This window comes from Streptomyces sp. NPDC127190 (assembly GCF_042672505.1).
GTDB lineage: Bacteria > Actinomycetota > Actinomycetes > Streptomycetales > Streptomycetaceae > Streptomyces.
In genome coordinates, this window is sequence record NZ_JBHXVE010000020.1 from 1 (window position 1) to 11848 (window position 11848).

An 11848-nucleotide genomic window follows, 5' to 3' on the forward strand; every position below is an offset into this window, starting at 1 on the left:
AACTGGTCCCACTGGCGCAGACGCCACCAAGCCACAGCCCGCCGCTGCCACTACCGAAAAAGAGCCAGCTCAGGACACGAAATCTGACTGGAGTACTAGGCGGCCCTCGGCACCGTGTGCCGCACCGTCTCAGCCAGGGCCGCGCCCTTCAGGGGCGCGGGGAACTGCGCGAGCAACCACCACCACACCCGCACCCGCACCCGCACCCGCACCCGCACCCGCACCCGGGATCCTGCGCCCAGCACCCCGCACGCCCGTGGCCCTACGCCGACTCCCCCACCGGTGTGTCCACCAGCCAGGCCAGTGCCGCCCGGTCCCCCGTGCCGAGCCGGGTGTACGCGCCGTAGAGATGGTTCCCCACCGTCCGTACCGACAGCGTCAGCCGCTCGGCGATCTCCCGGTTGCTGAGCCCCTCCGCGGCCAGCCGCACGATCTGCCGCTGCCGGGCGGTGAGTTCACCGAGCACCAGCCCGTCCAGGGCCGGCGTGCGCACGCCCTGGCAGCACCGGGCGAGCGCGACCGCCCGGGTGCGCGACCGCCGCACCGCCCGGGGATCGCGATGCACCCGTACGGCCTGTGCGTACGCCTCCGCCGCGAACAGCGCGAACCCCCGCTCCGCCAGCCCCTCGGCGACCCGCTCCAGCGCGGCGGCGTCCCCGCGGGCCAGCGCCTCGGCGTGCCGGGCGAACACGCTGCCCGTCGGCAGCCGCCCCGCGGCCCGCTCGGGCGCACCGAGGCGTACGGCGTCGTAGCGGGCGTACACGTCGTCACCCCGGGACTCGCTCAACTGACCTTCGGACAGCCGCAGTTCCATGCGGCACCCGGTGTCCTTCGGGGCCTCCCGCAGCCCCTCCCGGGCCCAGGCCGCCGCCTCCCGCAGCTCCCCGCGCAGGCGGGCGAACCGGGCGCGGACGGCGGCGTACCCGGCCGGGACCGGGCGGCCCTCCGCCACCAGCCACTCCCCCACCGGCGCCGGCACCGGACGGACGTCCAGCTGCTCCATCCGCCGTACCAGCAGCCGCCGTTCCACCTCCAGGGCCGGGCCGTGCGCGACCGGCGCGCGGGACAGCCGGCGGGCCCGGAGCGGCCCGGTGGTGGCGCGCAGGGCCGGGCCGTGCAGGGGGTTGGCGAGGGTGACGGTGCCGTCGTCGGCGGCCTCGACCAGGCCGTCCGCCTCCAGCCGTTCCAGGACGTCCAGGTCGAGGCCGTCCAGCGGCAGCGGCAACGGCTCGGCGAAGGCGAGGCGTTCGAGGGTCTCGCGCTCGCCGGGGCCGGACCGCTCCAGGGCCGCCGCCAGGTGCTCCCGCAGCGCGGGGGTGACCGGCAGCGCTCCGCGCCAGGCCCGCTCGCCGGTGCCGGGGAGCGCCACCAGCCGCCCGGCCGCGCCGAGCGCGGCGACGAGGTCGCGCAGCAGCCGCAGATCGCCCCGGCAGCCGAGGTGCAGGCGGCGCACGGTGAGCGGTTCCAGCGCGGCACCGGCCAGCAGCCGGGCGGTGTCCTCGCGGGACAGCGGCGCCAGCTCCAGCCGGGGCAGCAGCTCCCCGGTCCACAGCCGGGACACCGCGCCCGGGGCGGGCACGCCGTCCGTGGCGGCGACGACCAGCCGGGTACGGCCGTGCGCGGCGAGCTGGTGGACCAGCGCGGCGGAGGCCTCGTCCAGCAGATGGGCGTCGTCCACCACGAGCAGCCGTACGCCCGACAGGATCCGCACCGCGCGGTGCGGCGAGACCGGATCGGGCAGCAGGTGGGCGAACGCCGCGAAGGGCAGGTGCCGGGCCTGGGGGGTGCCGGTGACCAGGGCGTGGTCCAGGCCCCGGACCGCCTCCCTGATCAGCCGGGTCTTGCCGCGGCCGGCGGGCCCGGTCACCACGATGCCGGGCCGGCCGGCGGCCGTCGCGCCGCGCACCAGCTCCAGTTCGTCGTCCCGGCCGGTGAAGGGCCAGGGCAGCTCCAGCGTCCTCGCGTCCGGTTCGTAAGTCGTCACATCATCCGGAGTCCGCCTACTCGGATTTGATACAGGGGGACTTGAGTAGCCGCCGACTCAGGCGCCGGGCGCGGCGGCCGGGCACGCTGGCCGCATGACCCGACGCCTCTGCTCGCTGCCGCGGCAGCCGGCCCCGTCCTTCGGACCGGGGCTGACGGCCGGGCGGCTGGGTGCCCTGCTCACCGGGCGGCGGATGTGGGTCAACAGCACGGTCCTGCACTACTGCTTCCTCGACGCCGACTCCGACGCCTCGGTGATCCCGGTCCCCGGGACTGGGGAGCTGCGCCGGGTGCCGTGGGCCGGCGGCAAGGAGCAGCGGGACGTGGTCCGCGAGTGCTTCGCCGAGTGGCGGGACCTCGGCATCGGCGTCACCTTCGCCGAGGTCGGCGACCGGGGCGAGGCGGAGCTGCGGATCGGCTTCCAGGCCGGCGGGGGTTCCTGGTCCGCGGTGGGCCGGGAGGCGCTGTCGGTCGGCCGGGGGGAACGCACCATGAACCTGGGCTGGGACGTGACCCCGCCCGGGGAGCGAGGGGCGGTGCTGCACCAGATCGGGCATGCGCTCGGGATGGTGCACGAGCACCAGAGTCCGTTCGCCGGGATCCACTGGGACGACGAGGCCGTGTACGCCGAGCTGGCGGGCCCGCCGAACTACTGGAGCCGGGAGACGACGTACACGAACGTGCTGCGCGCGCTGGACGCCGGTGAGGCGGGTGGCGCGGTGTGGGATCCGCAGTCGGTCATGACGTTGCCGATCGGGCCGGGGCTGGTGCTGGAGCCGGAGCAGTACCGCGGGGGGCTGCGGCCGGCCGGCACACCGTCGGCGGCGGACAAGGAGTTCGTGCTCCGCTGGTATCCGCCGGCGGAGCCGGCCGGGCCGGCCCCGCTGGTGCCGTTCCGGTCGGTTCCGCTGGCCCTCGGGCCGGGTGAGCAGGCCGACTTCGTCATCGAACCGCCGGAGACCCGCGACTACACCGTGGGCACCTTCGGCGACGCGGACCGTGTGCTCGTGGTCTTCGAGGAGCGGGAGGGGGAGCCGCGCTTCCTCGCCGGCCACGACGACGGCGGCGCACCGGACAACGCCGCCGTCCGCGTCCGGCTCGTCATGGGCCGCCGCTATGTCGTCCGGGTCCGTCTCTACTCCGCGTGGGGGCCGGGGGAGACAGCCGTCATGTGCTGGTGACGGCACACGGGCGACCAGCACCACAGTCCGGCGCCGGGGGAGCGGCCGCGGACGTCACCTACGGGGGAGGTGACGTCCGCGGCCGCGTCGGCGTGTCCGGGGCCTTCGCGGCGGGCGCGAGGCCGCACTGAAGACGCCCTCTCAAAGAACCGACGCCCCCTCAAGAACCGACGTCTCCTTGAGCGGACCTCTCCTCAAGAACAGCGGCATGTGACATAGTACTGCCGTGGCGAAGCGACTGACCTGCGATGTCGTGGTCGTCGGAGCCGGAATGGTGGGCGCGGCCTGTGCGTTGTACGCCGCGCGGGCCGGCCTCGACGTGGCGGTGGTGGACCGGGGCCCGGTGGCCGGCGGCACCACCGGCGCGGGCGAGGGCAACCTGCTCGTCTCCGACAAGGAACCCGGCCCCGAACTCGAACTCGCCCTGCTGTCGGCCCGGTTGTGGGCGGAGCTGGCCGAGGAGCTGGGGGCGGCGATCGAGTACGAGGCCAAGGGCGGTCTCGTCGTCGCCTCGTCCCCCGAGACCCTGGACGCACTGCGGGACTTCACCGCGGGGCAACGGGCCGCCGGGGTCGTGGCCGATCCGGTCGGCCCGGACGAACTCCGCGCACTGGAGCCCCATCTGGCCCCCGGCATGGCGGGCGGCGTGCACTATCCGCAGGACGCCCAGGTGATGCCCGCGCTGGCCGCCGCCCGGCTGCTGCGCGCATCCGGCGCCGCACTGCACACCGGGCGGACCGTGACCGGCGTACTGCGCGCGGCGGACGGCTCGGTCCGCGGCGTCCGCACCGACCGCGGCGACCTGCACGCCCCGGCGGTGGTGAACGCGGCCGGCACCTGGGGCGGCGAGCTGGCCGCGCTCGCGGGCGTCCGGCTGCCGGTGCTGCCACGGCGCGGCTTCGTCCTGGTCACCGAGCCGCTGCCGCGGATGGTGCGGCACAAGGTGTACGCCGCGGACTATGTGGCGGACGTGGCGAGCGACTCGGCCGCACTGCGCACCTCGCCGGTCGTGGAGGGCACGGCCGCCGGGCCGGTGCTGATCGGCGCCACCCGGGAACGGGTCGGCTTCGACCGCTCGCTGTCGCTCCCGGCGGTACGGGCGCTGGCGGCCGGGGCGGTCGGACTCTTCCCGTTCCTGCGGCGGGTGCGGGCGCTGCGGACGTACGCGGGATTCCGGCCGTATCTGCCCGACCACCTCCCGGCGATCGGCCCGGACCCCCGGGCGCCCGGGCTGTACCACGCGTGCGGGCACGAGGGCGCGGGCATCGGACTGGCCACCGGGACCGGGCAGTTGATCGCCCGGTCCCTCACCGGCACCGCACCCGGGCTGGACCCGGCGCCGTTCCGGCCGGAGCGGTTCGACACGGACGGAAGGCGGCGCCCGGTGCGTCCGACGGACGGAGGCGAGACCCGGTGAATCCCCTGCGGTTGGCGAAGGCCCGACCGGGCGAGCCCTGCACCCTCACCTTCGACGGGCGGCTCATCACGGCGCTGCCCGGCCAGACGGTCGCGGCGGCCCTGTGGGCGGCGGGCGTGACGTCCTGGCGCAGCACCCGGCGCACGGGCCGGCCCCGCGGGGTGTTCTGCGGGATCGGCGTGTGCTTCGACTGCCTGGTGACGGTCAACGGCCGTCCCAACCAACGTGCTTGTCTGGTCCCCGCACGGCCGGGCGACGAGATCCGCAGCCAGGAGGGGACGGGCCGGGACGATGACTGAACCACCGCGCCTCGCCGTGGTCGGGGCGGGCCCGGCGGGTCTCGCCGGGGCGCTGGCGGCGGCCGCCCGGGGCGTGCAGGTCACGCTCGTCGACGCCGCCGACCGGGCCGGCGGGCAGTTCTACCGGCAGCCCGCCGCCGCGCTCGGCGCCCACCGACCGCAGGCCCTGCACCACCAGTGGCGCACCTGGGAGCGGCTGCGGGACGGGCTGGAACGGCAGTGCGCGGCAGGGCGGATCACCCATCTGAGCGATCACCATGTGTGGTGTGCGGAGCTGTCGTCCGGGACCGGATCCGTCGCCGTGCACGCGCTGCGCGGCCCGGATCAGGAGGAGGGCGTCACCGTGCACGCCGACGCCGTCCTGCTCGCCACCGGCGGCTACGAGCGGGTGCTGCCCTTCCCGGGATGGACCCTGCCCGGGGTGGTCACCGCGGGCGGCGCCCAGGCCATGCTCAAGGGCGGCCTGGTGCTGCCCGGCCGCAGGGCCGTGGTCGCCGGCACCGGACCGCTGCTGCTGCCGGTGGCCACCGGACTCGCCGCGGCGGGCGCGCGGGTGGCGGCGCTGGTGGAGTCCGCCGATCCCACGGCCCTGCTGCGCCGGGCACCGGCCCTGGCCGCCCAGCCCGGCAAACTCGCCGAGGGCGCCGGATACGCGGGACGGCTGCTGCGGCACGGGGTGCGCGTGCTGCCCCGGCACACGGTGGTGGAGGCGCACGGCACCGAGCGGCTGACGGCGGTCACCGTGGCCGCCCTGGACCGCACCGGGCGGATCCGGCCCGGCAGCGCCCGGCGCATCGCCTGCGACACCCTCGCCGTCGGCCACGGCATGCTGCCGCACACCGACCTCGCCGAGACCCTCGGCTGCACCCTGACCGGCACGGACGTCCGGGTGGACGACGAGCAGCGCACCGATGTGCCGGGGGTCTGGGCCGCCGGGGAGACCACCGGCGTCGGCGGCGCGGCCCTCGCGCTCGCCGAGGGGCACATCGCCGGGCGCTCGATCGCGGCCCGGCTGCACGGCACCGCGCCCGACCCGCGGCGCTGGGCCGCCGCCGCCCGCGCCCGGACCCGGCTGCGCGCCTTCTTCGCGGCGCTCGAGCCGGTGTACACGCCGCCGGCGGGCTGGGCGGAGCAGGTCACCGACGACACCGTGGTGTGCCGCTGCGAGGAGGTCACCGCCGGCGAGGTCCGTACGGCCACGAGCACCCTCGGCGCCGGTGACCTGCGTACCGTCAAGCTGCTCACCCGGGCCGGAATGGGCTGGTGCCAGGGCCGGGTGTGCGGGCCCGGAGTGGCCGGGCTGACCGGCTGCCCGCTCACCCCGGGGCGGCGGCCGTTCGTCCGCCCGGTACCGCTCGGCGTCCTGGCCGACCTGCCGGAACAGCAGCCCGATCAGACCGATCAGTAATATGTCACACGCTACCGAGTGAGGGATCCCATGACGGACTCACCTGCCCTCCGCGCCGAGCACCGCCCCTGGCGCGGCATCCTCGTCGCCACCGCGCTCCCCCTGCGCGCCGACCTCTCCGTCGACCTGGACCGCTACGCCGAGCACTGCGCCTGGCTGGTGGCGAACGGCTGCGACGGCGTCGTACCGAACGGCTCCCTCGGCGAGTACCAGGTGCTCACCCCCGAGGAGCGCGCCCGCGTGGTGCGCACCGCCGTGGCCGCGATCGGCGGCGAGCGGGTGATGCCGGGCGTCGCCGCGTACGGCTCGGCGGAGGCGCGCCGCTGGGCCGACCAGGCGGGCGAGGCCGGCTGTGCGGCGGTGATGCTGCTGCCGCCCAACGCCTACCGCGCCGACGAGCGTGCCGTACTCGCCCACTACGCGGAGGTGGCCGGGGCGGGGCTGCCGGTGGTGGCGTACAACAACCCGATCGACACCAAGGTCGACCTGGTGCCCGAACTCCTCGCCCGGCTGCACGGCGAGGGACACATCCATGCGGTGAAGGAGTTCTCCGGCGACGTCCGCCGCGCCTACCGCATCGCCGAACTCGCCCCGGAACTCGATCTGCTGATCGGCGCCGACGACGTCCTGCTGGAGCTGGCCGTGGCGGGCGCCAAGGGCTGGGTGGCCGGCTACCCCAACGCGCTCCCCCGGGCCTCGGCCGAGCTGTACCGGGCCGCGGTCTCCGGCGACCTCGGCACCGCGCTCCCCCTCTACCGGCAGTTGCACCCGCTGCTGCGCTGGGACTCCCGGGTGGAGTTCGTGCAGGCGATCAAGCTGTCGATGGACGTCGTCGGGCGGTACGGCGGACCGGTGCGCCCGCCGCGCGTCCCGCTGCTGCCGGAGCAGCAGGCCGCGGTCCGCGCGGCCACCGAGAAGGCCGTCGCCGCAGGGCTCGTCTGACCAGGAGGCCACAGAGTGCGCAGCAGACTCGTCCTGCACGCCGTCGACTCCCACACCGAGGGCATGCCGACCCGGGTGATCACCGGCGGCATCGGCACCGTGCCCGGTGCGACGATGAACGAACGGCGGCTGTACTTCCGGGAACACCGCGATCACATCAAGCAGTTGCTGATGAACGAACCGCGCGGTCACTCCGCGATGAGCGGTGCGATCCTCCAGCCGCCGAGCCGGCCCGACTGCGACTGGGGCGTCATCTACATCGAGGTCTCCGGCTATCTGCCGATGTGCGGACACGGCACGATCGGTGTGGCCACCGTGCTGGTGGAGACCGGCATGGTGGAGGTCGTGGAACCGGTGACCACGATCCGGCTCGACACCCCGGCGGGTGTCGTGGTCGCCGAGGTGGCCGTGGAGAACGGCGCCGCCCGGCATGTCACCCTGCGCAACGTCCCGTCGTTCGCCGCGGGCCTGGACCGCGAGATCACCCTGCCCGACGGCCGCACGGTCCGCTACGACCTGGCCTACGGGGGCAACTTCTACGCCATCCTGCCGCTCGACACCTTCGGGCTGCCCTTCGACCGGGCGCGCAAGGACGACATCCTCGCGGCCGGGCTCTCCCTGATGGAGGCGATCAACTCGGCGGCGGAGCCGGTGCATCCGCAGGACGCCTCCATCCGCGGCTGCCACCATGTCCACCTCTACGCCCCCGGGGCCACCGCGCGGCACTCCCGGCACGCCATGGTCATCCACCCGGGCTGGTTCGACCGCTCCCCGTGCGGCACCGGCACCAGCGCACGCATGGCGCAGCTCCACGCGCGCGGCGAACTCCCGCTGGACACCGAGTTCGTGAACGAGTCCTTCATCGGCACCCGGTTCACCGGCCGGCTGCTCGGGACGACCGAGGTGGCCGGCATCCCGGCGGTGCTGCCCAGCTTCACCGGCCGCGCCTGGATCACCGGCACCGCCCAGTACCTCCTGGACCCGACCGACCCGTTTCCGCAGGGGTTCGTGCTCTGAGGTGTCCTCTAGACTCACCGGGTGATGCGTGACATGGCACAACAGGGGCGGGATGCCGGGATGCCCGCGCTCCCCCGGCTGGGCGGCCGGCGGAGCAGCTACCGGGAGCGGGTCGCCGACGCGCTGCGCGCCGCGCTGATCGCGGGCGAGCTGCGGCCGGGCGAGGTCTACTCGGCACCCTCGCTCGCCGCCCGCTTCGGTGTCTCGGCGACCCCGGTGCGCGAGGCGATGCTGGACCTGGCCAAGGAGGGGCTGGTCGACACGGTGCCCAACAAGGGCTTCCGGGTGACCGCCGTCTCCGACCAGCAGCTGGACGAGTACACCCAGATCCGCGCCCTGATCGAGATCCCGACCGTGGCCGGGCTGGCCCGCACCGCGGACCGGGTCTCGCTGGAGGCGCTCCGCCCGGCGGCCCGGGAGATCGTCGCCGCGGCGGCGGCCGGCGATCTGATCGCCTATGTCGAGGCCGACACCCGCTTCCACCTGGGCCTGCTCGCCCTGGCGGGCAACGCCCATCTGGTCGAGGTCGTCGCCGATCTGCGGGGGCGCTCCCGGCTCTACGGTCTGACCGCGCTGGTCGAGGCGGGCCGGCTGCTCGCCTCGGCCGAGGAGCACCTGGAACTCCTCGACGCCCTGCTGGACCGCGACGAGCAGGCCGTGCAGGCGGTCATGACCCGGCATCTCGGGCACGTCAGGAGCCTGTGGGCAGCGTCGGAGTGACGGACGGGCCACCGCGCGGCGCCGCAGGACATCTCGCGGCCCGGGACCTGCCCCACCACGTTTTTTCCCTGGTCGAGCGGGCTTCGCGGGACAAGAAGCGGCGATTTTGAGCCAGACCGGGGCATCCCCGACCATGGGCGCGTCCCGGCGATCCCGGGAACGTCAGTTCCATGAGAGGCGCAGCACCCATGCACAGCACGGGAACCGTCCCGCAGTCGGCTCCGGCCCCTACGGAGCTCCCCACGGCCTCCGCCGGGGACCCCCACGGCACCACCGCCAGCCGCCATGCCCGCCGGTTCGGGCTGCCCGTCGCCACCGCCCTGGTCATGGGCAACATCATCGGCGGCGGCATCTTCCTCCTCCCTGCCTCCATCGCCCCCTTCGGCACGGTCAGCCTGGTCGCCTTCGGCGTGCTGACCGTCGGGGCCATCGCCCTCGCCCTGGTCTTCGGCCGCCTCGCGGCCCGCGACCCGCGCACCGGCGGGCCCTACGTCTACGCCCGCGAGGCGTTCGGCGACTTCGCCGGATTCCTCGCCGCCTGGGCGTACTGGATCACCACCTGGGTGTCCAACGCCGCGCTGGCCGTGGCCGCCGTCGGCTATCTGGACGTGCTGATCCCGGTCAACCACCACCGGTGGACCGCGTGCCTGGCCGCGCTGGCCCTGCAATGGCTGCCCGCGCTCGCCAACTTCGCCGGGACCCGCTATGTGGGCGCCGTGCAGCTGGTGTCCACGGTGCTGAAGTTCGTGCCGCTGCTGCTCGTCGCCGTCGGCGGACTGTTCTTCTTCGACCCCTCCCGGCTCGGCCCGTTCAACTCCAGCGGACACAGCGCGGTCGGCGCGGTGTCCGCCTCCGCCGCCCTGCTGCTCTTCTCCTACCTCGGGGTGGAGTCCGCCGCGGTCAGCGCGGGCGAGGTCAGGGACGCCCGCCGGAACGTGGGGCGCGCCACCGTCATCGGCACCGCCGGCGCCGCGCTGGTGTATCTGCTGGGCACGCTGTCCGTGTTCGGCACGGTCCCGCACGACCGTCTGGTGTCCTCCACCGCGCCGTTCTCCGACGCCGTGAACACCATGGTCGGCGGCGCCTGGGGCGGTACGGCCGTGGCGCTGGCCGCGCTGGTGTCCATGACCGGCTGCCTCAACGGCTGGACCCTGCTGAGCGCCCAGACGCCGTACGCCGCCGCCCGGGACGGTCTCTTCCCGGCCGCCTTCGCCCGCCGCAGCCGGGGCGTGCCGATCGTCGGTGTCACCGTCACGGTGGTCCTCTCCTCCCTGCTCACCGCCTACAACTACTTCTCGGGGTCGGCGAAGGTCTTCGACGTCCTGGTCCTCGTCACCACGTTCACCGCGACCGTGCCGTACCTGCTGGCCACCGCCGCCCAGATCTTCCATCTGGTCTCGGGCCGCCCCGGCTCCGTCGACCGGGGCCGGCTGCTGCGGGACTCGGTGATCACGGCGGTGGCCGCGGCCTTCTCGATCTGGCTGATGGCCGGGGCCGGCTATGCGGCGGTGTACCAGGGTGTGCTGTTCCTGTTCGTCGGGGTGATCGTCTACGCGGTGCTGGCCGCCCGACGGCAGCGGCAGCAGCAGCTCCAGCAGTCGTAGCCGCCTCCCCGGCCACGCCGGCGCCGGGCTACCGCGCCCCGGTGCCGGCGTGGCCGGGGCCGGTCCCGGAGCCCATGCGTATATGAGGGATCAGGGCCGGGACCTCGGCGCGGTAGGCGTCGTAGGAGGCGCCGAACCGGCCGGCCATCAGGGCGTCCTCAACCCGGACCCGCCGCAGCAGCCAGGGCACGGCCACCGCCAGGGCGCCCGCCCATACGCCGAAGCCGAAGCCGAGCATGGCGCCGGTGATCAGGCCGAGCAGCCCGGTGTAGATGGGATGGCGGACCAGCCGATAGGGGCCGTCGGTCCGCAGCTCGTGGTGTTCCTGGACCGTCGGCACGCTGGCCCACATGGTGCCGAGGACCCAGCGGGCCCACAGCAGCAGGGCGGTGGAGGCGATCGCGAGCAGGGCCCCGAACACCGCCAGCCCCGGCTGCCAGTACTCCAGCCGGCGCCAGAAGCCCTGGGTATGTCTGACCAGCACCGAGAACGCGAAGACTCCCGCGATCAGCAGCAGCCGGCGCGGCAGCTCGCGCCCCAGGCCGCGCCACCGGTCGGGGGCACGGGACCGCCGCCCACCGAAGTAGACGGCGCCGACGATCCACGCCACGACGAAGACCGCGGCGCAGACACTGATGGTCACGGCGAGTGCCGTGTGCAGAGAGGCCATGCGTCAAGACTGCTCCTCGGCCGCAGTGGATCACCAGCACCCACGGGTCGATGGAGAACCTGCCGTCCGACTCCACCCACGGGTGGAGAGGACGCGGCGGGCGAACGACGAGGACCGGGCGGCCCGGGCCGGCCGGCAGTGGGGCGCACCGGGCGACACCCGCCGGAACCGGGCCGTCCGGATTTGCGTCCCGGCCCCGGAGCGCCCCCGGCGGCTCCCCCGCCGCTCCGCCGGAAGCCCGGGCGCGCCGCCGGCGTCCGGCCCACCTGGAAACGTTCCGCCACGCCCCGTCCCTCGCCCGCTGCCGCTCCCGAGTCGGCACAGGGCATGCGCTCGGCACTCGAACAGAGCCTCAAGAGCCGCCATTTCCCGACAATATGACTGTTCTTCTCCGCCTTGCGACGCCACCCCGAACCCCGGCTACCTGGTGAGGAGCCGCCCCTCGGCGGGCGGACCACACCCCGTTAGGAGAACAAGGCATGAAGAAGGCATACGAAGCGCCGACCCTTGTCCGACTGGGCTCCTTCCGCAAGGAGACCGGACTGCTCCAGCGCTCCGGCAACGACCGTCTCATCCTGAGCAAGAACTGAACCGGCAGCCGGACGAC

At 74.7% G+C, this 11848-nt stretch carries 12 protein-coding genes; 9 read left to right on the forward strand and 3 right to left on the reverse strand.

Translation table 11 applies throughout. The annotated features are described in order from the left end of the window. Nucleotides 1-95: 95 nt before the first annotated feature. Both ACFVIU_RS27290 and ACFVIU_RS27295 read right to left on the reverse strand, forming a co-directional pair. Entirely contained in the window at nt 96-245 is a 150-nt protein-coding gene (locus ACFVIU_RS27290; protein WP_385845704.1) for a hypothetical protein, read from the reverse strand. 17 nt (nt 246-262) lie between these two features. Continuing rightward, nucleotides 263-1984, reverse strand: coding sequence for a LuxR C-terminal-related transcriptional regulator (locus ACFVIU_RS27295; RefSeq protein ID WP_385845706.1), 1722 nt, complete (start codon nt 1982-1984; stop codon nt 263-265). A gap of 94 nt (nt 1985-2078) precedes the next feature. Between ACFVIU_RS27295 and ACFVIU_RS27300 the strand changes: the two genes are divergently transcribed. The 8 genes from ACFVIU_RS27300 to ACFVIU_RS27335 all read left to right on the forward strand — a co-directional run bounded on the left by ACFVIU_RS27300 (nt 2079) and on the right by ACFVIU_RS27335 (nt 10571). Then, nucleotides 2079-3164, forward strand: a complete 1086-nt coding sequence (locus ACFVIU_RS27300; RefSeq protein WP_385845707.1) for a M12 family metallopeptidase — start codon at nt 2079-2081, stop codon at nt 3162-3164. Nucleotides 3165-3390: 226 nt separating this feature from the next. After that, nucleotides 3391-4581 (forward strand): NAD(P)/FAD-dependent oxidoreductase, encoded by a 1191-nt coding sequence (locus ACFVIU_RS27305; RefSeq protein WP_385845708.1) that lies wholly within the window; start codon nt 3391-3393, stop codon nt 4579-4581. Beyond that, on the forward strand, nt 4578-4880 hold the full coding sequence (locus tag ACFVIU_RS27310) for a (2Fe-2S)-binding protein (protein ID WP_385845710.1): 303 nt from the start codon (nt 4578-4580) through the stop codon (nt 4878-4880). Before ACFVIU_RS27305 ends, ACFVIU_RS27310 begins: the two co-directional genes overlap by 4 nt. After that, complete coding sequence (locus ACFVIU_RS27315; RefSeq protein ID WP_385845711.1) at nt 4873-6288, forward strand: FAD-dependent oxidoreductase; 1416 nt, start codon at nt 4873-4875, stop codon at nt 6286-6288. The genes ACFVIU_RS27310 and ACFVIU_RS27315 overlap by 8 nt, the downstream gene beginning before the upstream one ends. A 30-nt stretch (nt 6289-6318) precedes the next feature. Continuing rightward, a complete protein-coding gene (locus tag ACFVIU_RS27320) occupies nt 6319-7230 on the forward strand; it encodes a dihydrodipicolinate synthase family protein (protein WP_385845712.1) in 912 nt (303 codons plus the stop codon). 15 nt (nt 7231-7245) lie between these two features. After that, the gene (locus ACFVIU_RS27325; RefSeq protein WP_385845714.1) at nt 7246-8247 is read left to right on the forward strand and encodes a proline racemase family protein; all 1002 of its coding nucleotides are present in this window, start codon (nt 7246-7248) and stop codon (nt 8245-8247) included. A 60-nt stretch (nt 8248-8307) separates the two neighbouring features. After that, complete coding sequence (locus ACFVIU_RS27330) at nt 8308-8967, forward strand: GntR family transcriptional regulator (RefSeq protein ID WP_385845715.1); 660 nt, start codon at nt 8308-8310, stop codon at nt 8965-8967. A 188-nt stretch (nt 8968-9155) separates the two neighbouring features. Then, nucleotides 9156-10571, forward strand: coding sequence for an amino acid permease (locus tag ACFVIU_RS27335; RefSeq protein ID WP_385845716.1), 1416 nt, complete (start codon nt 9156-9158; stop codon nt 10569-10571). Between the two features lie 28 nt (nt 10572-10599). Here the strand turns inward: ACFVIU_RS27335 and ACFVIU_RS27340 are convergent, their stop codons facing one another. After that, nucleotides 10600-11241, reverse strand: a complete 642-nt coding sequence (locus ACFVIU_RS27340; protein ID WP_385845718.1) for a methyltransferase family protein — start codon at nt 11239-11241, stop codon at nt 10600-10602. Between the two features lie 479 nt (nt 11242-11720). Here ACFVIU_RS27340 and ACFVIU_RS27345 point away from each other — a divergent pair, with 479 nt between their 5' ends. Continuing rightward, nucleotides 11721-11831 carry a keywimysin-related RiPP gene (locus tag ACFVIU_RS27345; RefSeq protein WP_184966700.1) on the forward strand — a complete coding sequence of 37 codons (111 nt, stop codon included), beginning with the start codon at nt 11721-11723 and terminating at the stop codon, nt 11829-11831. The last annotated feature ends 17 nt before the right edge of the window (nt 11832-11848 follow it).